Source organism: Aquimixticola soesokkakensis (assembly GCF_900172375.1).
Taxonomy (GTDB): domain Bacteria; phylum Pseudomonadota; class Alphaproteobacteria; order Rhodobacterales; family Rhodobacteraceae; genus Aquimixticola; species Aquimixticola soesokkakensis.
On the sequence record NZ_FWFS01000001.1, the window covers coordinates 155435 to 182124 of the forward strand.

A 26690-nucleotide genomic window follows, 5' to 3' on the forward strand; every position below is an offset into this window, starting at 1 on the left:
CTTTAGAAAGGGTTTCAGAGTTCCAGAAGGAGTGGCCAAAAATGCACACAGTAGGCTTTGACGTACTGACCGCGGAAATTGCAGCGGTGAAACCCGTCCGCACGATCGGGCGGGTGATCGAGGCGTCAAAGGGCGTGCTTCAGGTGAGCGGCTTGTCCGATATTGCCTCGCTCGGGGATATGGTCGAAATCGGCCACAAAGGCGCGATCCGGCGTGGCGAAGTGCTGCAACTTAACCCTCAGGCGGTCACGGTTTTGCCGGATGGCGGCGCGGATGGGTTGTCCATCGGCGATCCGGTGGCGCATATCGGCAACAACGAAATCGCGCCCCATGAAAGCTGGATCGGGCGGGTGATCGATCCGTTTGGTCAATCCCTGGACGGCACACCTGTCTTGCGCGGCCCCAAAGCCCTGCCGTTACGCGGTCAGCCGATGAACCCGACCGAACGGCGCGGTCTTGGGGGGCGGCTTGAGACCGGGCTTGCGGTTTTCAATACGCTTCTGCCGATCGTGCGCGGCCAAAGGATCGGTCTCTTTGCCGGTTCGGGGGTCGGAAAATCCACCTTGATGGCCAAGCTTGCGCGCGGCTTGGCAGCCGATGTTGTGGTGATCGCGATGGTCGGTGAACGCGGCCGCGAAGTGCGTGAATTCATCGAACGTGTGTTGGGGCCCCAAGGAATGAAGCGCGCGGTGATCGTTGCAGCGACGTCGGACCAATCGCCGCTCGTGCGACGGCGCTGCGCGTGGACGGCGATGGCCGTGGCGGAATATTTTCGCGATCAGGGGCGGCATGTCTTGTTCATGGCGGATTCGGTGACCCGCTTTGCCGAAGCTCACCGTGAAGTCGCCTTGGCCACAGGTGAAAGCAGCTCTTTGCGTGGCTTTCCGCCCTCGACCTCGCACCTTATTACCTCTTTGTGTGAACGCGCAGGTCCGGGGATCGGCACGGCGGGCGATATAACGGCTGTCTTTAGTGTGCTTGTCGCAGGCTCGGACATGGATGAGCCCGTGGCCGATATTTTGCGCGGGGTCTTGGACGGTCACGTGGTTTTGGACCGCCGGATCGCGGAACGCGGGCGTTTTCCGGCCATTGATTTGCTGCGCTCTGTGTCGCGCGCCCTGCCCGAAGCGGCGAGCGCGCAGGAAAACGAGGTGATTGCCCTCGCGCGCCAGCGTCTGGGCACGTATGACCGCTCCGAGATGATGATCCAGGCGGGGCTCTATGCCAAGGGGACAGACCCGTTGATCGATGCGGCGATCGCATCCTGGCCAAGCCTTGATGCGTTTCTGGCCGAGGATGAGCCTGGCGCCACGGCCCAAAGCTTTGAGCGGTTGAGCAAAAGCCTGGGGGCGTAAGCGGCGCAAAGTCCTGCCCGTTGGCGCCTCTATCAACGGGCAGGAAACCCCAGCGCCGCAATTTTCGCACCTATCCATGATGGTCTGCAAGCGTCTCAGGGGGCGGGGCGATCCTTCGTCTTGATCGGGCAAAAATTGCTTTGCAACCGTCGGGCTTGTGCGATAATAGCACCTCGAAACCAACATGTTCGAAGCGCTGCATCGCGCAGGTTGGATCAAAAATGGCTAAATGCCTCAATAGCTCAGCTGGTAGAGCAGGTCCTTCGTAAGTAGCGGGTCCGCCCGCAAATCGCGCGCAAAACCAGTCGCTTAAAAGCGGCGCTAAGTAACTAGTAGGGCCATAGTAGGGCCTGCAAATGGAAGCGTGCCGCTGTAGCTCAGCTGGTAGAGCACGTCATTCGTAATGATGGGGTCGGGGGTTCGAGTCCCTTCAGCGGCACCACGCTTCCTTCCTAATGATCCAAGAATTTAGCATCAAAATCAGCACCTTCCGCAAGTCGGTAGGGTTACGTTTGCGCTTTCGATTTCTTCAGGCTTCCCGCTAGGCTATGCTCAGGATTGGCAAAAAGAACCGATCCCGGGGCTTAGTAACCCCTCCGCAAGCGGCCGGTGTCGGCCGTAATGACACCTCCTCGAACCCTATGGTCGGGGAGGCACTGGCGTATGTCCAGGGCTCCGGCCTAAAGGCCAGCGCGGTCGTCTTGCGGCGGCTTACTAACTCCCCGGCTGCCAGAGGAAACTCTGGTGGCCGATTTCGTTAGTAGAGGAACCATTATGAACCCCAAAAATCATAAGACTGAGCCATCACCAGACGCAAAGCCGACGATCCTGCGCCGCTATGTTCGCTTCCAAGTCGTTCTGATTGAACTCGCCCTTCTGGGCTATGCCCTGCACCTCCTGCAAAAGGCGAACGCCAGCGCCCAGACGCTCGTGGCGACGGCGCTGTTTCTAATCGCGATGTTCACGCTGATCACGGGCAAAGGCTTCCCGCATTTTCGGCGGCGGGGCAAAGCCCTGTTGTTCGTGCTGCTGTCCGGATTTTTCGTGATGTCTGGTGCTGTCGTTTTCGACCAGGAGCGTGAGGCTCATCTTGCAGAGCTGCGCGAAACGGACCCGGTGTCCTACCTGACAGAGCTGCGCGAGTTTGACGAGGAGCGCTGGCTTGCGGCCCTGCAAGAGATTGACCCGGACGCCTATGCACAGGAGGTGGAGCACCGTGCCGCCGAGGCTGAGGCTCAGCGCCTTGATGCCTGCTCCAAGGCGAGCGTCAGCTTGGCCTATGTTATGATACAGTCGGACGTCAAAATTCGACTACGCGCACCTTCGACAGCGAAGTTTCCGGGCCGGTATGGGGCCGGGACAGGATACTTGGGCAACTGTATTTTTCAGGTCGTGGGCTCGTTCGATGCTCAAAACGGCTTCGGGGCGATGATCAGGGGCGATTTCCACGGAACGATAGAGTACTACCCCGAGACCCAGAGCTGGCGCACACAAGCGCTTGAGGTGCAGGGGTAGCCCAACACCCCGCCTTGGCCCGGCGTGGGGCCTCTGCGGCGCTGCTGGGGGCGCTGGGGGGGTGGGCGCGGTGCAGGTGGAGGTGGTGGAGGCCCAATTGGGGGCAAGCCCGTAACCTGTAACCGTAACTTTGGTCGAATAGCAGAAATAAAAAAGGGGGGTAGTACACCCCCCGGTGGTAGTAATGTAAAGTAGCTTGGTTAGGTGCGGGTAACGGGTAACATCACCCGCACCAATCATATGTTAAAATGGCGGCTCTTGCGACGGGCCGTGTGGCTTGATGGTGATTGCGCCTCCCTGTTCTTGGCTGACAATCAGTTCAACGCCGCTTTCTCCCTCGACGAGCCGAGCGAAGCCTTTGCGGGGACGCTGATCGTGCCCGGAAAGATCATGAAGACGATGGGTTCCGTAATCCCACCCAAGGGCTGCCATCGCTGCCTTGATGCGTTTTGAATCACCAGAGAACATGCGCTGCGGATCGAGGTGCAGCCGCCGCTTGATGCTGTCCATCGACACTTTTCCCACGCGCCCTGCAAAGTTATCCGAAAGCACATCGGCATAATCGTCCTCGACCATCCGATCGCCTTGCAGGCGGGCCGCATCTGCCCAAAGATGCTTTGATAGGGTGATCGACTCGCCTTGGCTATCCCGGACAGCGGCTTCGGCCCATAGCTGGGTCATATCCGCTTCGAGCCTATGAAGCTCAATCCGGTTGACCTTAACGGGCCAAAAGCGCCGATTACCCGTAAGGTCGCGCAAATAGGACGCCTCGTTGGTGGTGCCGAGGATGATGCAGTGACGCTTGAACTCCGTAGCGTTGCGCGCATAGGCCGGGCGATACAAATCCACCGCAGTGCTGAGGAACTTCTTGAGAGCTTGGCTGGTGGTCTTGTTCATACCATCCATTTCTTGCCACTCGACGATCCATGCACGGGCGAGAAGCTCGGCCTTGGTCTTGTCGTCGCTCTTCAGATCAAGGCTGCCGCAGAACCATTCCCCCTTGACCGCGAGCAGAGCCGCCAGTTGTGACTTTCCTGCGCCTTGCGCCCCTTCCAGCACCAGCATCGTGTCGAACTTGACGCCGGGCTGCCGGATTCTGCGAACACCCGCGATCAGGAATTTGCTTCCGAACTCACGGTTCAGCTCTGTGTCATCGGCTCCGGCGTAGTTCGCCAGCCAGGTATCCATACGAGGCACGCCGTCCCAAGTGAGACCGTCGAGGAAGTCTCGCACAGGATGGTACTGGGCTTCGTGAGCGAGGGCGATCAGTTCTCGTTTGATCTTGTCCGGGCTGGCGCTGAACCGAAGCTCCCGGCTGAATACGCTCCAGAGGATATCCCCGATCTCGTTGAGATCTCGACCATCCAGCTGATACCCCGCCACCTCGTTTGTCTGGGTGAAAAGGTTGCGCTGCGCATAGATACCCAGCTGGGCGAATGCATAGCGGATATTTTCTGGTACGCCCGGTACAGGCCCCCCTTCGTCCGTTACAGCGGGCCAGCCGTTACGCTTCATCTCAAGCAGCTCGATCGCCCTCTGAATCTGACGTTTGCCGTATTTCAGTGGGCTGGGGTTATCGAGAACATGAGCGCTGATACCAATTTCGGGATCAGTGATGACGGAAAGCACATGTCCGGGTGCCATCCCCTTGCCAAGCATCCACAGTGTGGCAGCGAACATGACTTCAGACCGGGAGCCATAATTCCTGTCTGGGGGGTTTTTGCCCGTCATGATCACCTCCGACCATTTCGGATCAAGCGGAATGATGTCGCTAAGGTCATCCGGCAGTGGAAGTGGCTCGATGTCCTGAAGGTTGTCAGCCTTAGTGCCGGGAACAGTGGGAAGCTTCATTTCCGGCTTGGCGCGTCGCATCTTGAAGTCTTCAACCGCATACGAGACCGGAGGCGCGTTGAAGTCCATTGGGTGGATGAGATGGGCAAGCTTTGGCTCCCGACCTGCTGCACGCTTCTTGTCGTTCAGCCAGTTCACGGAATAGGGCATGCGCAGCAGACGCGAAGCGTCGTGAGTGCCCTCTCCTCCTTGGAGCGCGATCAGAAGAGAAAGGTTGAGTTCTTCTGCCGACTCGACGCTGATCGGTTCTGCGAGCCGCCAGACAGCCTGAAACCCGCCCCCGGTGAACCAGATCATTGTTGGCAGGGGAATGCCCTTGGGGCGGACAGCGGCCTCATACAGAAGATCAATGATGCGTTCCTCTTGCTGCTTTTCGTCGCCGGAATAGTCTTTGCAATCAAGGTCCACGTGGAGGAAGCGCACGGCGCTCAGGTTGGCCTTGTTGCGTTTCCCAGAGAGAAATTCTGCGTTCGGAAGAAAGTAGAGGTTCCTTTGGTAGTCGTCCCCATTGTTGCCAGCGACAAAGCGCGCGGCGTTGGCGACTTCATTTGCCGGGTAGATCTTGGGCTTGGGATTCGCGTTCTCCCGGCTGCTCATCTGCTCCACATAGATGGGGGCGCCTGGGTTCAGCCAACTTATTGTTTCGATTGCGCGTTTGGGATTAGGAACGAAGGGAGCGGACATCCTCGCCTCCTTTCGCAGTGCATTCATGGGCAGTGAGCCATGCTTCGACGGCCGATCGCCGGTACAGAACCTTGCCACGGATTTTTAGGAAGTCCGGGCCATACCCATAGACGCGGCCCTTCTCAAAGAACGAGGTACTAAAACCAGTGATGGTAGCGACCTCTTTGGTGGCAAGCAGGTCGCGAATATTGCGGTGAATGGGGGAGTGATTGTGCGCCGACTGTTCGCGCATAGCATCGCTATAAGGCATGATGGAGCCCTTTCCGTTAGAAACTTAAATTTCGGAAAACGCCGAAGAAACGCGCGCCATTGCGCTTGCTTCTTCATATGGGCCATCGGCCTTGGACAGGACTACCTGTTTGTGAGGGCTAACCTAATAGTGACCCCATACCTGCGTATGGTTCCCCACCCAAATTTGCGGACTTTCACCGCCCTGCGGTTGCCACGCCGCTTCGGTAATTTCCTTCAATCATGCTGACAACGGATGCGTCAAGAAAAGTTTGTTGTGATTCCAACGCTGTACAAAACCATCCAATGCGCGCACGCGTGAGGGATGCCAACTCCGATCAGGGGTTAAACACATAGACACGGGCAGCGATTGCAGAGTGACCAGTGTTGCGCGCCAGGACAGTCGGAGCGAGCTAAGCCCTCCCCAGCGACTGCTGAGTCCCGTCGATGGGGCGGGGTCACACGCACTCACCTGCCTCTTTCAGTTCAAGGATGCGCTTAGCCACCAGTTCCACCGGCTCACGCAGGCGCTCGGCATTCACCACGATATAGCCGCCGGTCACGTCGCCATTGGTGCGGTGGTTCAGCGGGCGTTTGAGCGCGTAGTAGGGTACATCAAGGCTTTCCGCGATGGTGATGAAGGTCCGTCGCAGATCGTGCAGGGTGAAGCTGACGCCAGACCCGGTGGACACACGCAACAGAAACTTCTTGGTCTCGACCAAATGGCCGCTCTTGCCCGGACCGGGGAACACCCAAGGAGAGGTCGGGTTGGCTTCGCGCTGTCGGGTCAGGAGGTCTGCCAGAAACGCCGACAGCGGGAGGTGCAGTGGGTCACCGTTCTTCGTGGTGGGCAGGTGCAGCACCTTGCCTTTCAGGTCCACATTCTCCCAGCGAAGCGTGGTCAGCTCGCCCCGCCGCATGCCTGTGAACAGCGCGGTCAGCAGGAAGTCGCGTGAATACTCAGGCTCTGCCATCACCGCTTTCCACCATGCAGGCAAGTCCAACGCGGTGATCACGGTCTGACGCCGCCGCTCCTTATACCATGCGCGTGCCTGCGTCAGGATTTGCACCGGGTTTGGCGGGAAGTCGTCTTGGGTAGCGGCAACGAAGTTGTAGATCGACCGGAAATGCCGCATCACGTTGTTGGCCGTTGTCCCGCCATGCTTTTTGCCTATGTCCTGATGCTTTTTCAGCACCATCTGGCGGGTGATCTCGTTCATCGGCTTCTTGCGCCACGCCTTGAGGTACAGGCGTTCAGTGCGTTTATAGTGGCTGACCGTGTGTGCAGACAGGGTGCGGACTTCAAGGAAGCGTTGCAGCGCCAGCTCCAGCGTGACCTTCTCGGCGGCCTCTTGGCGTTTCTCGGCGTTGGCGTCATGCCCCTCTGCCATATCGCCCAGAATGGTCAGTGCCTTCTTGCGGGCAACTTCGGGCGCGAAAACGTCTGCTCGGCCAATGGTTACACGCCGCGTGCGGCGGTTCACCTGCCCTTCGGCAAAATACACCTTGGATTGCGCGCCGACACGCAGCCCAAAGCCGGGCAGCATCGTGTCCCGGTAAAGGACTTGCCCCTTCTGAGCATAGGGGATTTCATCAACCGCACGGCGGGTAAGACGTAGATTTGGCATCGTGACCTCCTTCTGGCCACGCTCCATTATAGGCGCACGTCGAGAAAAAGCTCGACATTTCATCATGTTATAAGTCAGTATCGCACTGCGTCCAGAAAGATAAAAGACGGTACAATGCTATGCGGATAGAGACCACGCCCGTAGGTTCATCAGCCCCACCGGCCATTTGTCGTTGTCATCTAAGAAGTCGCCGGGCCGTGCTCGTACGGAAAAGTTCCGCAACATGACGGGTTCGTCCGACGGCTCCATCACTCCGAGCAGGCGGCTCTTCATGTCGTCCGTAGCCTGGTCACCCATGGTACCCACTAGCACATCGGTCACCTTGCTCTAACTGCCGCAACGCATTGTCTCGCCAGCCGCTCGTACTAAATTGCAGCGGCCCCACGGGCACGCCCCAGACTTTGGTGATAAATAGGGTCAATTCAGGTCGGGATAGTTGGCTTCAATCCAGTTTTTGAGGCCAAAAAGCCTTTGTGTTCTGCTGGTTTTGCTGCGGGTCCGCGAAATTGCACCTTTTCGGAATTCACTGATGTTTACGTCAATCTGTGAGCTGGGATCATCATCTTTAGGTGCCGCTTGGTACGCTTCAATGAACTCGGCCAAAGGCTTGCGCCAAGAGGCTGGAGGTATAACACCTTGCTCGGTATCAAGCAAAGTGTGAAGTGTGTAGACATAATTCTGTGTCGCAAAGAAGTTTCTTACTTTATGATCAAGGAATATTTCACTTATTTTCAGAAGAGATGACTTCACCTTACTAGTATCAGTCGCTGCGCTTGAATATTCGGAGCTGAATTCATCGTATAGCTCGTTCATACTTCTCGGCGTGTCATTCACGATACCTTTTCGTTCGTAGCCGAGAAGTTGACTGGCAAATTCAACGTCTGCCATGCGACGGATATTGTCTTTTGTAAAAATTTCTAGCTGCTTCATCTCTTCACTATCGGCGATATCAAGGGAAGCCGTTAAAAATGCGCCGTTCAGTGTTGCATGTCGCATTTCCTGAGGATTGAGTGACCTGTCAGTTTCGTTCAATCGAGAAAATATCTTTCTAATTTCGGCTTGAGTCACTGCACTGGGAATTCGACGCGCATTGATATTATATTGGAAGAAAGCTGCCCGCTGATCGGTGCTCAAGTCCTTCCAAAACTTGCCCGCATAATCTGCGTTTTGATGTTCAAGGTCGAGAAAGGCGGCTTTTAAAGGCCACTCGTTACTCGTAAACTCACGTAGTGTTGAAAGACGTTGCTGGCCATCAACTATACTAAAATTCTGTTGACCCGTTTCTGCGTCTGGAACCTGCTCCCAAAGATAGATCTCTGGCATTGGATATTCCATTAGAACAGTTTCGATGAGGCGAACCTTCTGTTTGTCGGTCCAAACTAGCCTTCGTTGGAATGACTGATCTACAAAATACTCCGATGATCGCATTTTGGTAAGAATTTCGGTGACGTTTGGTCGAGATGGTTGAATCTCGTTATTGAATCCCATGCTGCTCTCCTAACTTCTGCAGGCTCCAAACATGATAAGATTTCGCATCCGTCCAAGTACAGTATACCCGTAGCTTGATCGTCTGCGTTATGCCAAATCTACTCGTTGCGGCCTTGCGAATCTTGTCTAATAGCTTTGCCAAATCTCGTAGATATATTGTATTGTTCGTATGGTCGGTGCCTACAGTAATGAACCTGCGAAATATATCCTCCTGAAAGTACCGACGTGCATTGACCGCACCGTTGTAGTGTGCCCGTCTTAAGTGCCGCCAAGTCTCGTTGAAGATCGGTCGCGAAATCACTACTAGGTCGATATCTGATACATTGGGTTCGCTTTCATCGCTTTGAAACGGCCGAAAGTCTTTACTTGGCGAAAGACTGTACCCATACTTTCCACTCCCTACAATTGCTATATCCGTAGGGCTGTTCCCAAATATGTCGCTGAAACCAGTGCGTAGATCTACATATTCTGCGCGGCTTCGAGTGGGGCAAATCCATGCAAAGTCATCAAACAAACATGTATTCACAAAGTCTACGTAGCCTGAGGTGCGAAGGCGCTGCAAAAGCTGATCACTGTCCATTTTCCGCGCCCCACTCTATTACTATACCGTGCTGCGATGCCAAATTCGCCTCTGGCTGCGACACAGGCCGATAGGACACAAACTCACTTCCCGTACAGTGAGGTAGACCCAGCGCCTCGATAAGCGGTGCATCATAGTGCCCAGACAGGAGCAGGATACCTTCGCGCGCTAATTGGTCACGCGTGCCTCTGCCATTGTCCGATCGGATGCGCCGCATGAAGTCCTGTTGCTGCGCCACCGCCTCTACCACATCGCGGGTGATCGGCTCGCGCTGTACTTCACGGAACAGGTTGGCCATGCGCTGATTGCCAGATTTGCCTGCGAAGATGCGTTCGATCACATCGGGTGGCACTGTGCGCCAGAAGTTCGGCGGATAGGGGTGATCTAGCAGAAGCCACATTATGTTAGCGAACCCCAGCGCTGATATGCTCTTCTTCGAGTCCTTGTTCTGGCCTAGCGTCAGATAGTCAGGGCGGGCCACGACCAGCCCGAGATAGCAGGCCGCGCGGACCTCGTCGGCAGCCACCAGAATACAGGGGTGGTCAACTGCTTCCGTTGGGATCATCCAGTTACTGCCCATTGTGTTCTTGATGTCTACGTCGTGCCCAAGGATCAAAGTATCGAGTTTGCCTTTGGGCAGGCGCAACATGGCCCGCAACTCAATCTCGACGCGGGTGCCGATATAGGTCTTTTCGGTTTTCTCAAGTTCATCATAGGAGCGCCGCCCTGTTTTGGGCGTCATAATCACGTCATCTACGCATTGGCGAAGCATCGCGGAAAACTTGGTTGCCAAGGTATCTTCGCCGCCAGCGCGAGCTATAATGTCGTCCGAGATGGAGGCGAGCAATTCGTAGTCACGATGGCCTGCTACGACTATGCTTTCTGGAATTGTCTTTTTCAAACGACTGCCATTCTGAGAATCCGGTAATTCTCAGTAGGCTGTCATATTTCCAAGGCGGTTGGAAGATCAGGCGGTAACGGCGTGCAGGATACGCTTGCGCAAAGTCTTCGCGATTTGATTGGAAACGGCCTGCGCGACCGGCGGGGGAAAGGCGTTGCCGACTTGCCGATAGGCGTTGGTCTTCGCCCCTGTAAAGTGCCAATCGTCTGGGAAGCCCTGGATGCGGGCCACCATTGGTACGGTTAGGCGCGGCATACCACTGTGGAAAGGGTCGGGCGCTTCGGGCGCTATGGTTCTGCCTTCGACGCCCAATGTGGCCCACGCAGCGCGTGCACGAGTCGGGCCGAGATCTGGCCCGCCGTGTTTCTTGGAGCCTCCAACAATCGTCGGCGCAATCTCGTTTGCTTTTGTCGCCCAATCTTCGGCACCGTGCCAGCCGCGTGCTGCCATCAAGTCGCGCAACGTCTCGCCAACGGTTGGCGGGTTCTGCGGGTTGGGTTCTGGCCAGTCGAAAAAGTCCGCGCGCTCTTTTTGCACCGCTACGATCACAACGCGCGGCCGGAGTTGTGGTACACCGTAATCGGATGCGTTGAGAAGTCGCCAATCAGTCTTGTATCCTAACTTTTCCAGCTGTGTCTTTAAGCGCTCCCTATAGTCATGAAACACCGCATCGAGGAACCCGCGTACGTTCTCAATCATCACCGCACGGGGGCGGGCCGCGTCAATAATATCGACTGCGTCATTGAACAGGTTGCGTTCATCCTGTTCGCCAAGCTGTTTCCCAGCAACGGAGAAAGGTGGGCACGGAAGGCCACCGGCCAGAAGGTCCATCCCTCTGTAAGCGGCAGCTTTTTCTTTAAAAATTCGCATGTCTTGTTCGAGGACGTTCCACTCAGGCCGATTGTGGCGCAGAGTGTTGCAACAATGCTTGTCTATCTCGACAAGCGCAGTGTGGGCGAAGCCTGCCTTTTCTAGTCCGAGTGCTTGGCCGCCCGCACCGGCGCAAAGTTCTACAGATGTCAGCATGCTGCTCTTCCTCTTTTTCGCACATACAACATGTTGAAACCGCATAGATCAACAGCTGACGCTATGCCACTCGAATGTTCCATATATGTTCTTACTCGTATTAGGCGGATCGGGCAAGTCCAGCAATGGCATGAAAGATCCTACAACTTCTATCGCCTCAACAAAGAGAAGCCCGGCGTTAGGGCCGCTATACAGTCCAAATCGCCACCTTACCCACATCAGGTACAGGCTGAACTCATTCAAAAGAAGGTCCCTTGCTCCAGAGTACCCCGCGAGTTTGCCTACCCCGCCTTGCCTCGTTGTCGCCGTGCTTGGGGTTGTAGGGGGTGCCTAAGCGGTTTGGGCTGGAGCTGACCAGACGGCATTTGTACGATTAGTAGGGCAAACCGAAATCTGTAGGGGTTTAGTAGGGGAGAGGAGTACAACCGGTGATGGCCGGGTGCGAGGCCGTGCAAGATCAAGACTAGAAAATTGCATTTTGTAACAGAGTGTTGTAAGGATTCAGCAGGTACAGTACACCCGTATGCAACTCGGCCCACAAAAAACGCAAAACAATTCGTAAGGACAAGGTCGGGGGTTCGAGTCCCTCTTGAGGCACCATTTTCTTACCGCTTCCTGCCCGCGCAAAGCTTTCCCATCACCTCGTCCCGACCAAAGGCTGTGCGCACCCGTTCGGTTTGATCTTCGCGCAGCGCGGCGAGCTGTGACAGTTTGCGCATTTCCTGACGGCGTTGCTGCGTAAGCCAAAGTCGAAAATTGGCGTCTGTTCCCGAAATCTGAAACGCCTCGATGTCTGTCGCAGCCTCCAGCGCAGCCTGGCATTGCGCGAGCTGCGCGTCGAGGTCGTCCAGAATTGCGCGCTGGGCCTGCTCTTTTTGCGCCACCCGGGAGAGGGCGGCCATTTCGCGATCCAGCACAAGTTGAGCTAAGGCCTGAAGGCGTTGAAGATCTTTTTGGGTCATGGCGTCCGGTGGATTTTGCGTTTCACTTTGGCGCGCATTGCCTCGGCAAACCGGATCGAGGCGGCAACGGCACGGTAATGTTCGGGAAGAATTTCCGCGCCGATGTCGACCGTTGCATAGAGCGCGCGGGCGGTGGGCGGGTCGCGGTGGATCGGAATCCGGCTGTCATTCGCGATCTCGCGGATCTTGGCCGCGATTTCATCCACCCCTTTGGCCACACAAACCGGCGCCCCGCCGCTCCTGCGGTCCCATTTGAGCGCGACCGCGTAGTGCGTCGGGTTCACGACGATGACGTCGGCTTTGGGAACCTCCGCGAGCATCTGGTTCATGGCAATGTCATAGCCCCGCTGGCGGCGTTTTTGTTTGGTGTGCGGGTCGCCTTCCTGATTTTTGGACTCATCGACCATTTCCTTCCGGCTCATCCGGTTTTTGCGCAGGAAGTCATTGTATTGAAAAAGATAGTCGACTCCGCTGATCACCAGCGCGACAACCAGCACGAGGCCGAAAAAATCCAGACACATGGTCAATAGTTCGACGGTGATCATCGCGGGCGAAAGCGCGAGGGTCATCAGGATATCGGGCAGCTTTTTACTGAGAAAATAGCCGAGGATGATCGAGTAAATCGTAAGTTTTGTCGCGCTTTTCGCAAATTCAAACAGACCGGACCGTCCGAATTTGTTCTTGGCGTTGCTGATCGGAGAGATCTTGCTCAGTTTGGGTTCAAGTTTCGTGGGCGCAAAAACGAAGGACCGTGTCGCGATCAGGGACAGGATGGCGCAGAGCGCGGGGATCGTGAGCCACGGAATCAACGGCTTGAGAAGGGCAAGGCCCATGCCGCCCGCCATCGGGGCTGCGGGGCCGGCGAACATCACGGCGGACCAGGTGTCGGCATTGGCGATAAACCCCTCAAGAACCGTTGCGATTTGGTTCAGGCTGGCCCCCCCGAACACAAGCCCGACGAGGAGAAAACCCGCGTAGCTTGCCACGGTTGTCAGATCGGCAGAGCGCGGGATTTCCCCGCGTTTGCGCGCATCGTCAAGCTTCTTGGCAGAGGCCTCATATTGCTTGTCGCCATCATCTTCCTCGGACATGGCTATGGGCCTGCGAAGGGGTTGCTGAGAAAGAGATCAAAGCTTGAGCTCCAGATTCCAAGCAGGATCGGCACGGCGACGAACATCAACATCAAGCTGCCCCAAGTGATCGCGGGAGCGCCGACCATCGCGACCATCAGCTGAGGCATCGCGCGGTTTATGACCCCGAGCGCGACGTTGTAGATAAGGGAGGCGACCACGAACGGGGCCGACAGGGTGAAGGCCAGCGAAAAGCATTTTGAAATGGTTTGCATGCCCAGCGCAGAGATATCCATCGGGTCTGGAAACGCGCCCACGGGCAGCACCTCGTAGGACAGGATCAACGCCTCTGCGATGCGCACGTGAAGGCCCATCATCGTTGCAAGTGCGAGGCCGGAGATTAAAAAAAGGTGACCGATGGCAGGCTGTGCGTCGACCGCACCTCCCCCGAACAACTGGCTCAAGGAGGTGGATTGCGCGGCAATGCTGCCGGCCATTTGCAAGACCATGACAAAAAGCCGAAGCAGCAGGCCCAGCAGCAAACCGGAAATGACTTCGGTAAATATATAGGTGCCGACAGTGGCTCCTGCGCGGGTGAGTGTGGCGGTGTGATGCAGCACGGCCGGGGCAACGGCAACGGTAAAGGCCAGCGCAAGCAACAGGCGCACGCGCTCGGGAATGGAGCGTTCGCCAAAGGCGGGAAGGATCGCCATAGCCGCGCCAACCCGCAGGAACACAACGAAATTCGCAAAGAGCATATCTTGGCTCAAGTCGGAGAGGCGGGCGAACTCTTCCATTATGCGCTGACAAGCCCCACGAGGGAGGGACGCGCGTCTACCCCCAATTCGTCGAAGGAAAATACGGGATTCTGAATGCCTTTTGCGGAAAGAACGGTGCGGATGAAGCGTCTGCGGCGGGTTGACGTTACAAGCGCAGGGTAGATGCCCTTTTCGCCCGCGCTTGCGACCTTATCTGCGACCGCATTGGCGAGGCGGTTGAAATCTTCGGGGGGGAGGGCAACATCTCCCGCGTTTCGGTCGTTTTCAAGCTGGTATTTTTCGAACTTTGCCTCCCATTCCGGTGCGAGCTGCAACAGCGGAACAGTGCCATCTTCACGGCGCAACTCGGCCACGATCTGAAAGCCAAGGCGCTGGCGCACATGTTCGCAAATGGTCTCGGGAGTCGCATTTGGATTGCGCGCTTCGGCGATCGCTTCGAGAATGAGGGGCATGTTGCGAATGGACACGCGTTCTTCCAACAGCAGGCGCAGCACGGCCAGCAGCAGGTCGAGGGGCACCTTGTCGGGCATGAGTTCTTCGAGGAGGCGGCGGTTCGCCTCGGCGCGCGCGCCATCCGAAAGGTTGGTCATTTCGTCGAGCAGACGGCGCAAGGTTTTGAGCGACATCAACCGCCCAAAATTGCGCTTCATCACCTCCAGAAGATGCGTGGCCAGAACTTCGGTGGCGCTGACCACAGTGACGCCGCGCACGGTAAGATTTTCGCGATCCGAGGGGCGCACCCAGCGCGCAGGCGCACCGTAGACAGGTTCGCGCACATCCTCGCCGGCGGGAAGGTCGTCGGAATCATTGCCCAGCAGCGCAAGAGAGAAATCCGGGCGCAGCTTGTCGCGGGCCTGTTCGACCCCCTGGATGCGCACAACGTAGCTGCCCGGAGGCAGGGTCGGGTCATCTGTCAGGCGAATTTCGGGTAGCACGAGGCCGAAAACGGTCGCGACATGATTGCGCATGTTGGAAATACGCACATCAAGTCCGGTTTGCGGATCGAGAACCATGGCGATCAGATCGGGCGCGAATTCGACATGAATATCGTCCAGATCCAAGATATCCCCGATCGATTCCGATTTTTCGACAGGTTTAACGTCCGCAGCGGTTTTCGCTTCGCGCACCTCTTGTTTGTTTTTGCGATCAACACGATAGGCGGTGTACCCAAGGCAGCCTGCCCCCAAAATAAAGGGCACGAAGGGCAAGCCCGGGACAAAGGCAAACAGTGCCAGAAGGACAGCAACCGTGCCCAGGGCGGAGGGGTATTTTCCAAGTTGTTTGAAAATGGCCAAATCGACCGAGCCGGTTGCCCCCCCCTTTGCCAGCAACAGCGCCGAAGCGATGGAAATGATGACGGAGGGAATCTGGCTGACAAGCCCGTCGCCGACCGTGAGGATGGAATAGGTTTTGAAGGCGTCCGAGAGGGGCATGCCTTTGATCGCCACGCCCATGATCAGACCCATGACGATATTCATCATGGTGATCAACAAACCGGCGACAGCGTCCCCTTTCACAAACTTTGACGCACCATCCAGCGATCCGAAGAACGTCGTTTCGGCAAGTTCGGTTTCGCGGCGTGCCTTGGCTTCTTCGTGGGTGATTGCGCCGGCCGACATATCCGCGTCGATGGCCAGCTGTTTGCCCGGCATCCCGTCGAGAGCAAAGCGCGCGCCGACCTCTGCCATGCGCCCTGCGCCTTTGGTGATGACCATGAAGTTCACGATCAGCAGGACGCAAAAGACGACCAACCCGAGGAAGATCGACCCCCCCATGACAAAATTGGCAAATCCCTCGATCACATGACCCGCAGCAGCGGTGCCGGTGTGGCCCTGACCGATGATGAGCTTCGTCGAAGAGATGTTCATCGACAGACGCAGCATCAGAGAGGCCAAGAGCACTGTCGGGAAGGCCGAAAAGTCCAACGGGCGTTCAATGAACAGCGTCACGGTGAACATCAAAATCGCAAGGGCGAAACTGGCGGCGAGCCCTATGTCCATCACCCAGGCGGGCATGGGAAGAATCATCATCACGATCACCGCCATCAACGCGAGGGCGAGAAGAACTGTCGGTTTGAAGATTTCGGCTTGAAGAGATTTCATCTTTCAACTGCCCAATAGGCGGGTCACGTTCAGAGCAAGGGACTGAAAGGACCGATGTGAACCATCCGCGTGCATTCTGCGCGCGGTCTTATACGTGGCGCTTTATTCGAGGGCGGAGAGCGCCTTGTCGCGCCAGCTTTCCGCCTGCTCCAGGAGTGTTCCGGCGACTTCGACCGTTACGGGACTATCCGGAAGCGCAAGGAGCGTTGGTTGCGCGCGCGGGGGGGGCGCGACCTGTGCTGCCTGTTGGTCCAACAAGGCCTGCGCCAAGGTGCGAAGCTGATCCGCATCGTCCCCCGCAAGGGTCGCAAGAAGGCCAAGCGCTTGGGCCGGTTCGTCCCGATCGATGTAGGTCTGGGACATCGCGAGTGTCGCGACCCTGTTCGCACTGCCGCCCGACTTTTGATAAAAGCTGCGCGCGGCGGCATCGAATTCCAGTCGGGCAAGTTGCACAGCAGCGGCCCCCAAAGCGTCCTGCGAGAAGCGTCTTGCCTCCGGTGTTCGCGAAATTTGGCCGGTCGCTTTCAGGAATTCCTGCGTGTCGCCATTTTCAGCCAGTGTTTTCAAAGCGTCTGACGCCAATTCATCCTTCGTCGCAGGAGCCATTTCGATGTCATCTTTCGTAAGAAGCTGCGTGAGGACCGCCGCGCCGTCGCCCGCTGCGATCATTGCCTGAAAGGCGCGGGTATTTAGCGTTTGCGCCATGGGCGTCCCTGTGTAGGTGCGCGCCATAGATTGCGCGTCGACGATCCGCTGGGGCGAAACGGGGATGCCAGAGGCAAGTTGCGCCGCCATGAGGTCCGCAAGGGCCTCTGCCGCCAAAGTGCCATCCTCTGCGACAATCGTCTCTAGACGGGCTATGGCATCGTTGGCGTTCTGGTCTGCAAGATCAATGCGCGCATCAAGCAGATCCATGGCTTCAACGGCGCGCTCTTCGCCGCGGTTGAGCACGTTCTTAATCCGGTCTGCCTGTGGCAGGGCACCGTTTTTGACATAGATTTCGGCGAGGCGTGGCCCGATATGCCAACGCAAATGCGAGGGTAGCGCACTGAAGGCGTCGAGAATTGCGGTGTCGTTGCGATTGGCGTCGCGTGGAAAGCGGTCAGACGCGAGCAAAGCCCAAAGCGCGGAGGCGGAGTCGCAGGCGTAACTGTCGGCAAATGGATTGGGGTCCGTCACGGGATCCCCATCCATGATGGCGGCGACCGTGTCGATCAGGGCCATGTCCTCAACGATGACGCCGAAGTCACGCAAAGCCGCGCGTGCTTCCGCCCCGAAGGTCAAATAGGCATAGTATTTCGCGAGGGCGGCGACTTGTTCGGGGTTGGGGGTGTCAAACTCCTGAGTCAGACCATTGCGGTAGGTGGCAAACATCAGCCCCTCTTCAGGGGGCTCCCCCCATGTCGCGATATTCACGATATCGCCGTCAAGACATGCGTGTTCGGCCATCTGTGGCGCCGGGCTTTGGCCGCGCCCGCCGCGCGCGCGATCAATGGCGGTTTCCAGCCGGATGTGGTTTTCAGGGGTGCGCTTTACTTCCGGCGCGGGGGGCACGGCCTGCGGCGTTTGCGGGGGCATTGCGTCCTCTGCGGCATTCGGTTGCGTGGACGTGGCGGGCGCTGCGGCGGGGCTAGACGGGGCTGGAAGGTTGAAACTGGGAACCGGTGTCGTGTCGGCGGACAGAAGGCCCTGCGAGACAGCGCGCGACAGGCTTGCGATAACCTGCTGCTCGGTTTCAAGGGTCCGCGTTTGCAGGTCAAAGAGGTCCTGTTGCGCCTGTTCCGCTGCGGCATCGTCCTCTTCGGGGTCGGCGAAGGTCACAGGAAATAGGGGCGCTGCGATTTGCGGTTTGGGCGCGGGGAGGTCAATCAGGTCCGCAGGAATCGGCGCTTTTTTCTCTGCCACTGGCGTCTCCTGCGGCGTCACGACAATTTCGCGCGACTCCTGAGACGCCAGCGGGCGTTCAAAGACCGAATTTTGACGCGGCGCTTCATCCTTGATGTCGATAACGACCCGTCCCGCACGTATTTCAAAAGCATCGGCGCTAAAATTTTCGGGAACGGTAAGAAAGAGCGACCCATCCTTAAGATCTTCGACGCTTTTGATACGTTTTTTAGGGATCAGGGTGAAAATCGAATCGAGGCGGTAGCGCACCTCTGCGCGTGCGGGACGAAATTCATATCCGGTTTGCGTGCGCCCCAACGTCCAGTTGGTCGGTTGGGCAAACTGGATCACCAGACGCGAGAAATCTGCGTGTTCTCCCGATTTTACATCAATGGTCTCTGCGCGAAGGGCGGATATCGAAAAACACAGAGCGCCCAATGCACCGGTGGCTGCGCGAAAGAAAGGCATCATGCGGCCTCCGTTTTCACGTCCTTCAGGGCCTCTTCGAGATCGCTAAAGGAGGGGCGGTAATGGCCGGGTGTATTCTGGCGACCGACCTCGATGCAGATATTCGTCGCGTGATTGTGCAGGTTGGCGACAAGGACTTCGCGGATAAGTTGATAAAAATGCGCGTCTTCTTCGATCACGCTTTTCATCTTTGCCGCAAAGGGACCCACCAGGCCATAGGCCAGAAACACGCCCAGAAATGTCCCGACAAGAGCGCCGCCGATCATTTTCCCCAAGATTTCAGGGGGCTGGTCAATGGCTGCCATCGTTTTAATAACACCAAGCACCGCCGCAACGATGCCAAGCGCCGGAAGACCGTCGCCCACAGCGGCCATCGCGTGAGAGGAATGCATCGCATGGTGAAGGTTCGCTTCCATCCGCTTTTCGAGCACTTCCTCGACCTGATGGGGGTCATCGTAGTTCATGGAAGCCGAGCGCAGCGTGTCACAAATCAGCGCGATGGCCTCTTTGTCCGCGATGATTTTCGGGTATTTGGAGAAGATTGACGAATTCTCCGGCGCCTCGATATGTTCTTCAAGGCCGACAGGGTTTTGACGCGCAAGCCGGATCAATTCGAACAAAAGGCACAAGAGATCGCGATAGTCATCCGGTTTCCAAGAAGGGCCTTTAAAGACCTTTCCCAAGTCTTTCATCGTATGCTTGATGCCGCCCATGTCGTTGGAGATCACGAAGGCCCCGGCGGCCGCGCCCCCAATCATCATGAATTCGAAAGGCAGGGCCTTTAGAATGATGCCCATCTTCCCGCCAGCGGCAATGTAGCCGCCGAAAACCATGACGAAAATGATGAGAATTCCGATGATGCCGATCATAGCGTGTTCCGATTCAAACCCTTGTTCGCTCTAGCTTCACAGAAATTAGTTAACACTTTCGGTTCATTTCAGAGGAATTCCGGCATTCCGGCCGGCAAGGACGACAGATATCGAATAGGCCTTTTCCGGCGTGAGACCGGCCATGATGGCCGCAGCGGCTTCGGGACGCATCCGGGACAGAAAACCGGCGGCAAAGTCGGGCTCCATCGCATCAAAGAGGGGGGCCGCATCCTTTGATTTCATGTTTTCATAGACGGTTGTCAGTTTCCCGAGGTCGTCTTCGGCTGCGACGCTGGCGCTTGCCATCGTTGCCGCAAGCTTTTGTTCCACTGCTTCGAGCTGGGCGAGCCTTTCGAGAACTTCGGTGCGGGTCGCGTCGAGGACGGCCTCGCGTTCGCTGGCTGCCTGTTCGCGGGCGGCCACCTCGGCTTCGCGCGCGTTCAAAACATCGATGTAGGTCGCAAGATCGGGATCGACGGAACAGCTTTGGGGTGTGCTCGCGGCGGCCTGCGCAGGCATGTCGTCTTTCTTTGCGACGACTTCCAAGGCGATTGCCGCGCCGGTTCCCGAGGCTAGACGGATCACCGAGGAGCCGAGGAACAGCATTGCAATGATCGCCAAAGCGCCGCCGCCGGATCGAAATTTTCGCCGCGGCAAAGCAGATGATTTGGCAGATTTGGTGTTTTGTTTTCGAGCGGCGCGGCGAAGGGTCATTGCGCGGCCTCCGCGCGGGTGCGGTGGCTGAGAAAGAGCGCTTCAAGTGCTTCTTTCTCGGGCTTGGCTTCGCCGGGGTTGGAAAGGCTCCCCTGCGCTTCGGGTTTGGCGGAGGGTGTTGCCGCACCCGTTGGTTTGGGATCGTCGGGCAGGTCGTGCATCGACGCGATGAGCAGTTCCAGGCGTTTTGCAACGGCTTCTGAGCGCCCGGTCAATTCCTCAAGATGGGCCGCAGAGCCTGCCGCCGTCGTCTGCGCGCTTGAGAGGGTTTTGGTCATGTCGTCGACCTGCGCGGAAAGGACGGCAATAGCCCCGCCAACCCCTTGTTCAAGGTCGGTAAATCGGCGCAAGCGCCGCGCAAGTACGAAACAATACAGCCCAGCCGCAATGGCGCCGGCCGTCATCAAAATATCTGCAATGAACTGCATCTGGGCCTCCTAATTGATTACAAATTCCATAATAAGCACGTCACGCACGCGTCCTTCTCCGGCGACGATTTGCACGCGGCGCAGCATCTGTGCCCGCAAGCGGATCAGCGCAGCGGGGTCCTCAAGCTCGCGCGGGTCGACCGCGCGCAGGTAGCCGTTAAAGACATCCACGATGCGCGGAAGCAACGTTTCGATCTCGCCCTGATGGGTGTTCGAAACCTCAAGCTGGGCCTGAAATCGCAAGTGGCGTGCATTCGCGCCGGTGCCCACATTGATGATCAGCGGGTCAATCGGCACGAAAACAACATCGGGCATCGGGGTGATCGGGATCTCCTCGGGCAGGATCTCGGCCTGAGCGTCTTCCGCGGGCGGTTGCGCGAACAACAGGCCGGAATAGACCGCGAAAAACCCCCCGCCGCCCAAAAGCAACATCAGGACAAGCCCGATCAGCATCGGCTTCTTGGAACCCTTCTTAGGGGCCTCTTCTTGGGGGGCTTCTTCTTCTGCCATGTTCGGCTCCGACAAATATTCGACGAATCCGTTTTAAACCGAACTTAGCTAACCGATTGTTAAGGCTCCCCGATCAATAGTCATTCTTAACGACGGCGGCGAAGCCCGCAGTGACATCAGGAGAGTCGTTTTGCAGCAGATTTTAGGCGTATGGGAATCCCTCGACCCCAAAAAGCGGATCATTGTGGTTGTTGCCACCGTGATGATGTTCGCGGCGATTCTGGGTGTTTCCTCCCTTGCCTCGCGTCCCACGATGGTTTTGCTCTATTCCGGGCTGGAGGCTGACGCAGCAGGCGAAGTCGTCCAAGCATTGGAACAGCGCGGCGTTGATTATGATGTCAAAGCGGGGTCGATTTTTGTGCCTTCGGGCCTGCGCGACGAATTGCGCCTGACGCTTGCGTCTGACGGTTTGCCCGCGAATTCCGCCAAAGGCTATGAGCTGCTGGATGCCCTGTCGGGCTTTGGAACAACCTCCCAGATGTTTGACGCGGCCTATTGGCGCGCCAAAGAAGGCGAACTTGCCCGCACCATCACTGCAAATCAGCAATTTCGCACCGCGCGTGTACATATCGCGAATCCCTCGTCACAACCGTTTCGCCGCCAGATGAGGTCCACAGCCTCGGTCACGGTCACGGCGAATTCCGGAACGGTTTCGGGCGCGCAGTCCAAAGCTTTGCAATACCTGATTGCCTCAGCGGTCGCGGGACTTGCGCCGGAGGATGTGTCGATCATTGACGGGCGGAGCGGCACGGTGGTCTCGGGAAACGAGGGCGCTGGCCTGCCCAGCGAGAGCGGCGATCGAGAGGAGGTGCTGCGCCAAAGTGTGCAGAACCTGCTGGAGGCACGGGTGGGCTACGGGAATGCAGTGGTTGAAGTGAGTCTGGACACTGCGACCGACCACGAGCAAATCACCGAACGCACATTTGATCCAAGCAGCCGGGTGGCGATCAGTTCGGAAACCGAAGAGCGGACGAATTCCTCCACCGACACGCGTCCTGGTGATGTCACGGTTGCCTCGAACCTGCCCAACGGGGCCGCGGCAGGTGGGGGCGATTCCAGCGCCAACACCTCTGAAACTCGTGAACGGATCAACTACGAGGTTTCCGAAGTCACCCGCGAGGTCATCCGCGCGCCCGGGACGATCAAACGCATGACCGTTGCGGTGCTGGTCAACGGGTTGCCAAGCGTGGATGCCGACACCGGAGAGACGGTCTGGGCACCGCGCCCCGAAGAAGAGTTGCAAGCATTGCAAGCACTTGTATCCTCTGCTGTCGGGCTGGATGTCGCGCGGGGCGATGAGATTACGATCCGCTCCATGCAATTCGAAATCCTGCCGCAAGAGGGCGAAGCGGTCCAAAGTTCGTTCCTCAATTCCTTGCATCTGGACGTGATGTCCTTGATCCAGCTGGCGGTGCTGGCGATCGTTGCCTTGGCGCTTGGCATGTTTGTCGTGCGTCCGATCCTGTCCAAGCCGCCGTTGGCCGCTGCATTGCCGCCACCGCCGCGCGACGGCGCGACGGCGGATGCGATGGGCGCGGGCGTCAGTGGCGCGAACGGCAATCTGCCTGCAGCGATCTCGGGACCGACGGCGCAGGATTCCGGGGCACCCAGCTTGCCGGCGCTCACCGGAGAGATCGATGACGGAAGCTTCGGAGCGCCCCAGATGAATATGGTCGCGGATTTCGATCTCGATTCGGATGACTTCGGTGGCTCCTCGGATCCGGTAAAACGGCTCAAACATCTGATTGAAGAGCGGCAGGAAGAAACCGTCGAAATCCTTCGCAGTTGGATGGAAGATAAGGAGCGCGCATGAGCAAGCCTCTGTTATCATTTGAAGATTTTGGCCAGCCGGGCGCGTTGCAGACGCAGGTTGCCCCAGCGCCCGACCCTGCACCGATGCCCTCTGCTGAAGAGCTGGAGAGCCAGAGAATGGCCTCTTATGAACAGGGATATAAGGCGGGCTGGGACGATGCTGTGCGCTCGCATGCCGAAGAGCAAAGCCGGATTAGCGCGGATTTCGCGCGTAATCTTGAAGACCTCGGCTTCACCTTTCACGAAGCCCGCTCGCATGTGATGAGCGCGATGGAGCCGCTTTTGCAGCAGATCACGGCAAAGGTTCTGCCGCAGCTGGTATCGGAAACCTTGGGACAGACGATCATGGAAGAGCTGATGCCCTTGGCAGAAAAAGCATCGGATCATCCAATCCAGGTGGTGATTCCACCGCAGTCTCGCGCGGCGATAGAAAAGCTGGCGGCCAATATCGCGACGGTGCCTTTGGACATCGTGGAAGAGCCGTCTTTGGCGGAGGGGCAGGTGTATCTGCGCCTCGGGACGATTGAAAAACACATCGACATGAGCAGCGCTGTTGACCGGATCGGTCAAGCCATCAGTGCCATATTCGAGATTAATGAGAAGGCCTTGACCCATGGATGATACTGAAACGGCTGCCAAAAATCCCTTTACGCAGGTTCCGATTGAAATCACGATTTCAGTGGGACGCGCGCGCCCCCTGGTGAAGGATTTGCTGAAGCTACAAAATGATTCTGTCCTGCCGTTGGATCGCCGGATTGATGATCCGGTTGAGCTGTATATCGGCGATAAGCTGATTGCGCGCGGCGAGTTGCAGGAAATGGAGGGAGATAGCGCGGGGCAGCTGGCAGTCCGGCTGACCGAGGTCGCAGACCTGAAGAACGGGCTTTAAGTCGTGATGAGCAACGCCAGAAGGCTTGCGATTCTGTTGGTCGCATTTACCATGATTTCGCTTCCCGCCTTTGGGCAGGATATCTCGATCGACCTTGGCGATGATGGATCGCTGGCAACGCGCTCGATCCAGATGATGGTCTTGATCACCCTGCTGAGCCTGGTTCCGGGCTTGGCGATCATGATCACCTGCTTTCCCTTTATCGTCACCGTTTTGTCGATCCTGCGGCAGGCGCTCGGGCTTCAACAGTCACCCCCCAACATGCTGATCGTCAGCCTTGCGCTGTTCCTGACCTATTTCGTTATGGATCCGGTGTTTACCGAAAGTTGGGAAACGGGCATCCAGCCGATTATGGATGGGACGCTGCAACTTGAGGAAGGGCTGCCGATCGCCTTGCAGCCATTTCGCGGCTTCATGGCGAATCGTCTTGATCTTGAGACTTTCGAAAGCCTTGCGACCCTGCGACCCGACCCGCCACTTTACGAGGATCTTGCGACGGACGCGCCGATGTCATTGCTGGTGCCATCCTTTCTGCTCTCGGAGATCGAGCGGGCCTTTCAGATCGGGTTTCTCGTCTTTTTGCCCTTTCTGATCATCGATCTCGTTGTCGCCGCGATTTTGATGTCGATGGGGATGATGATGGTGCCACCGGCCATTGTGTCGCTGCCGTTCAAACTTGCTTTTTTCGTCGTGGCGAATGGGTGGACCCTGATTTCGGGCGCGCTCGTGCGAAGCTACTTCTGAGAGACACAGGCGAAAACACCCCCGCGTCCGGTTGGAGGCGGGGGTGTTGTTGTTCTGGGCTTTGTGACAGATCAGGACGTTGTGTAATCCGCGTAATAACCGTCGTAGCGGTAGCCGCGTGTTGTCCCCTCATCAAGGTTCAATACCGTCAGCACGGGCACACCGGGGCGGACACTTTCGGTGATCTGGGTGTAGGAATTGCGCAAATCACCTTGACCGGTCACACCAAAGCGAACCACCTCCAGGGCGATGTCCGCATAGGGCGCGATGTAGCGGGCATCAACGACCGGAACGAGGGGCGATGTATCGACGATCACGACATCCATCGCCGAGCGCGAGTTGCGCATCAGGGACTCAAATGTATTGCTGAGCAGCAATTGGTCCGTTGGCACATCGGCGCGTTGCCGCCCCAAAATCGTTCCCAGATGCGATTTTGGATCGGCATCGTAGAAACTTTCGTCATCTCCGACATTTTGGGGGTCGCGTAGATATTCGAGAAAGCCACGTTGCGGTTCGAGACCAAGTTGGCGGTGGATCATCGGTTTGCGTAGGTCGGCGTCGATCAACAGTGTCGATTTGCCCGCAAGTGCGTAAGTCCGCGCCAAAGCGAGCGACAAGCTGGTTTTACCTTCTGCAGGGATCGACGAGGTGATCATGATCACCAAGGCACCTTCGGTTTTGCGATCCATTGCCGCGCGGTCAATCACGGCGCGCAATTTGCGCACGCTTTCGGCATAGACCGACAGGGGCTCGTCGATGATATTATCCGCGATGCTCAGCTGCTCGGGTTTGAGTTCGATCAGCGGGATGGCGCCCGCAACACGCGCCGGTACGACGTTGCCAAGCTGGCTTGTCGATGTGATTCCGCCAAGAAAATACTCGTTCAGGAGCGCAAGGCCGACGCCCACGGCAAGCGCAAGAATAAGCGCTGCGGAGAGGATAAGCTTGCGGTTGGGAAAGCTGGCTGCGCGCGGCGCAATCGCTTCCGACACGATGCGGCTGTCCGCAACCTGAACCAAGGCCTGTGCCTCCAGATCGCGCATGCGCGAGAGCAGGGTCGAATACTGGCGCTGTGCGATGTCCGCTTCTTGTTGCAGGGCAAAAATTTCTGCCAAAGTCGCCGAAGACAGGTCACCCGACAGCAATTCGGTACGGATCGTGTCGCGCACGGCGCTGGTTTGCGTCTCGATCTGCGAAATCTCGGCCTGAAGCCCCGATACGCTGGCTTGGCCACGTTCCGCGAGAGATTGCGTCAGGCGGTCTAGCCCGTTTTGCAGGTCGATGCCGGTTTGAGATTGCGGGTCTGCGTCGCTGAGGCGGGCCGCAAGTTGTGCGCGCTGCGCATTGAGCGCCGTTAGCGCCTGATCGTTGAGTTCATCGGCCAAAGACGACCAGTCCCCCGAGACCAGCAGAGCCTGTGCCTGGGACTGGCGGTCCTCGATCTGGGCGATGCGGGAGCTTGAGTCTGCAAGCGTTTCACGCAGTTGAGCAATGGCGGTGGAACCGCTTTCGCGCTCGAGGCGCTCGAGGTTGGTATCGATATAGGTATCAAGTTGATCTTCCGAGGCGGCAAGCCTGTCGCGCGCGGCTTCAAGTTGATTTTGCAGCACGTCACGCGACCCCAGCGCCGCGTTGACTTTGGATTGCACCTGCAAATCGATATAGGTTTTGGACAGCCCGTTTGCGATGACGGCGGCTTTGTCGCGATCTGCCGATGTCGCCGAAATCGCCAGCACATAGGTCAGGCCGCGACGGCGGACGCTGACAGAATTGCGAAACCGCGACAGGGCATCGTTGACCATCGCAGGGGCGCTTGAGCTGCTTGATGACAGGCCCAGCGCGACTTTGAGCTTTCCAACCGTGCCCAGTTTGGGCCCAAACTCCGGATCCTGGATCAATCCCAGCCGCCGGATCGTCTCAAGGGCGACCGCATCGGATTTAAGAATTTCCACTTCGCTTTCCAGACGCGCGTTATCGGTGCTGGAATTCGTTGCAAAGGTGTCCTCGTCCAGGATGTTCTTGCGCGAGGTATCAACGATCACGAGCGTCGAGGCCGTGTAGGTCGGTGTCGTAATGAAAATGTATCCCAATGCGACGACGAGAAAGAGGACGATGGTCGCAAAAAGAAGACGTGACTGGCGTTTGAAGATGCTGAAAAGGCTTTTGAGGTCGATCGTTTCGAAATCAGAATTGTTCATCAGTT

Annotated in this window: 22 protein-coding genes and 1 tRNA gene; 7 read left to right on the forward strand and 16 right to left on the reverse strand. The window is 57.4% G+C overall.

All coding sequences use genetic code 11. The features are described from left to right. Positions 1 to 41 precede the first annotated feature (41 nt). The 3 genes from AQS8620_RS00760 to AQS8620_RS00770 all read left to right on the forward strand — a co-directional run bounded on the left by AQS8620_RS00760 (position 42) and on the right by AQS8620_RS00770 (position 2870). Complete coding sequence (locus tag AQS8620_RS00760; protein WP_085834912.1) at positions 42 to 1355, forward strand: FliI/YscN family ATPase; 1314 nt, start codon at positions 42 to 44, stop codon at positions 1353 to 1355. Between the two features lie 366 nt (positions 1356 to 1721). Beyond that, a tRNA-Thr gene (locus AQS8620_RS00765) sits at positions 1722 to 1797 on the forward strand. A 302-nt stretch (positions 1798 to 2099) separates the two neighbouring features. Beyond that, a complete protein-coding gene (locus tag AQS8620_RS00770; protein WP_143267369.1) occupies positions 2100 to 2870 on the forward strand; it encodes a hypothetical protein in 771 nt (256 codons plus the stop codon). A 243-nt stretch (positions 2871 to 3113) separates the two neighbouring features. Here AQS8620_RS00770 and AQS8620_RS00775 read toward each other — a convergent pair whose 3' ends face one another. From AQS8620_RS00775 to AQS8620_RS00845, 15 genes are all read right to left on the reverse strand, one after another. Further along, positions 3114 to 5405: a virulence-associated E family protein gene (locus AQS8620_RS00775; protein ID WP_159453177.1), complete on the reverse strand. Its 2292-nt coding sequence runs from the start codon at positions 5403 to 5405 to the stop codon at positions 3114 to 3116. Beyond that, positions 5383 to 5655 (reverse strand): helix-turn-helix transcriptional regulator, encoded by a 273-nt coding sequence (locus tag AQS8620_RS16985; protein WP_159453178.1) that lies wholly within the window; start codon positions 5653 to 5655, stop codon positions 5383 to 5385. The genes AQS8620_RS00775 and AQS8620_RS16985 overlap by 23 nt, the downstream gene beginning before the upstream one ends. A gap of 436 nt (positions 5656 to 6091) precedes the next feature. Beyond that, positions 6092 to 7261, reverse strand: coding sequence for a tyrosine-type recombinase/integrase (locus tag AQS8620_RS00780; RefSeq protein WP_085835338.1), 1170 nt, complete (start codon positions 7259 to 7261; stop codon positions 6092 to 6094). Positions 7262 to 7678: 417 nt separating this feature from the next. Beyond that, positions 7679 to 8749 carry a DUF262 domain-containing protein gene (locus tag AQS8620_RS00790; RefSeq protein ID WP_085834916.1) on the reverse strand — a complete coding sequence of 357 codons (1071 nt, stop codon included), beginning with the start codon at positions 8747 to 8749 and terminating at the stop codon, positions 7679 to 7681. 569 nt (positions 8750 to 9318) lie between these two features. Continuing rightward, complete coding sequence (locus AQS8620_RS00795; RefSeq protein WP_085834917.1) at positions 9319 to 10230, reverse strand: NaeI family type II restriction endonuclease; 912 nt, start codon at positions 10228 to 10230, stop codon at positions 9319 to 9321. A gap of 66 nt (positions 10231 to 10296) precedes the next feature. After that, complete coding sequence (locus tag AQS8620_RS00800; RefSeq protein ID WP_085835339.1) at positions 10297 to 11256, reverse strand: DNA cytosine methyltransferase; 960 nt, start codon at positions 11254 to 11256, stop codon at positions 10297 to 10299. Between the two features lie 605 nt (positions 11257 to 11861). Continuing rightward, positions 11862 to 12158: a hypothetical protein gene (locus tag AQS8620_RS00805; RefSeq protein ID WP_143267370.1), complete on the reverse strand. Its 297-nt coding sequence runs from the start codon at positions 12156 to 12158 to the stop codon at positions 11862 to 11864. 56 nt (positions 12159 to 12214) lie between these two features. Next, the gene (locus tag AQS8620_RS00810; protein WP_085834919.1) at positions 12215 to 13309 is read right to left on the reverse strand and encodes an EscU/YscU/HrcU family type III secretion system export apparatus switch protein; all 1095 of its coding nucleotides are present in this window, start codon (positions 13307 to 13309) and stop codon (positions 12215 to 12217) included. A gap of 2 nt (positions 13310 to 13311) precedes the next feature. After that, complete coding sequence (locus tag AQS8620_RS00815; protein ID WP_085834920.1) at positions 13312 to 14085, reverse strand: flagellar biosynthetic protein FliR; 774 nt, start codon at positions 14083 to 14085, stop codon at positions 13312 to 13314. After that, positions 14085 to 16169 (reverse strand): flagellar biosynthesis protein FlhA, encoded by a 2085-nt coding sequence (flhA, locus tag AQS8620_RS00820; RefSeq protein ID WP_085834921.1) that lies wholly within the window; start codon positions 16167 to 16169, stop codon positions 14085 to 14087. Before flhA ends, AQS8620_RS00815 begins: the two co-directional genes overlap by 1 nt. Positions 16170 to 16271: 102 nt before the next feature. Continuing rightward, the gene (locus AQS8620_RS00825) at positions 16272 to 18524 is read right to left on the reverse strand and encodes a hypothetical protein (protein WP_085834922.1); all 2253 of its coding nucleotides are present in this window, start codon (positions 18522 to 18524) and stop codon (positions 16272 to 16274) included. After that, positions 18521 to 19390 carry a flagellar motor stator protein MotA gene (gene motA, locus AQS8620_RS00830; RefSeq protein ID WP_085834923.1) on the reverse strand — a complete coding sequence of 290 codons (870 nt, stop codon included), beginning with the start codon at positions 19388 to 19390 and terminating at the stop codon, positions 18521 to 18523. Before motA ends, AQS8620_RS00825 begins: the two co-directional genes overlap by 4 nt. Before the next feature lie 63 nt (positions 19391 to 19453). Next, positions 19454 to 20011, reverse strand: a complete 558-nt coding sequence (locus AQS8620_RS00835) for a MotE family protein (RefSeq protein ID WP_234990339.1) — start codon at positions 20009 to 20011, stop codon at positions 19454 to 19456. A gap of 89 nt (positions 20012 to 20100) precedes the next feature. Then, positions 20101 to 20532 carry a hypothetical protein gene (locus tag AQS8620_RS00840; RefSeq protein ID WP_085834924.1) on the reverse strand — a complete coding sequence of 144 codons (432 nt, stop codon included), beginning with the start codon at positions 20530 to 20532 and terminating at the stop codon, positions 20101 to 20103. A 9-nt stretch (positions 20533 to 20541) separates the two neighbouring features. Beyond that, entirely contained in the window at positions 20542 to 21042 is a 501-nt protein-coding gene (locus AQS8620_RS00845; RefSeq protein ID WP_085834925.1) for a flagellar basal body-associated FliL family protein, read from the reverse strand. A 130-nt stretch (positions 21043 to 21172) separates the two neighbouring features. On the opposite strand from AQS8620_RS00845, the gene fliF reads away from it, so the two are divergent. Genes fliF through fliP form a run of 4 tightly spaced genes read left to right on the forward strand, consistent with a single transcriptional unit; the run spans position 21173 to position 24487 of the window. Further along, the gene (gene fliF / locus AQS8620_RS00850) at positions 21173 to 22855 is read left to right on the forward strand and encodes a flagellar basal-body MS-ring/collar protein FliF (protein ID WP_085834926.1); all 1683 of its coding nucleotides are present in this window, start codon (positions 21173 to 21175) and stop codon (positions 22853 to 22855) included. Beyond that, complete coding sequence (locus tag AQS8620_RS00855; RefSeq protein WP_085834927.1) at positions 22852 to 23475, forward strand: FliH/SctL family protein; 624 nt, start codon at positions 22852 to 22854, stop codon at positions 23473 to 23475. Before fliF ends, AQS8620_RS00855 begins: the two co-directional genes overlap by 4 nt. Next, on the forward strand, positions 23468 to 23743 hold the full coding sequence (locus tag AQS8620_RS00860) for a FliM/FliN family flagellar motor switch protein (RefSeq protein ID WP_085834928.1): 276 nt from the start codon (positions 23468 to 23470) through the stop codon (positions 23741 to 23743). Before AQS8620_RS00855 ends, AQS8620_RS00860 begins: the two co-directional genes overlap by 8 nt. Positions 23744 to 23749: 6 nt before the next feature. Further along, positions 23750 to 24487 (forward strand): flagellar type III secretion system pore protein FliP, encoded by a 738-nt coding sequence (gene fliP / locus AQS8620_RS00865; protein WP_085834929.1) that lies wholly within the window; start codon positions 23750 to 23752, stop codon positions 24485 to 24487. 71 nt (positions 24488 to 24558) lie between these two features. Here fliP and AQS8620_RS00870 read toward each other — a convergent pair whose 3' ends face one another. After that, a complete protein-coding gene (locus tag AQS8620_RS00870) occupies positions 24559 to 26685 on the reverse strand; it encodes a GumC family protein (RefSeq protein ID WP_085834930.1) in 2127 nt (708 codons plus the stop codon). Positions 26686 to 26690 lie beyond the last annotated feature (5 nt).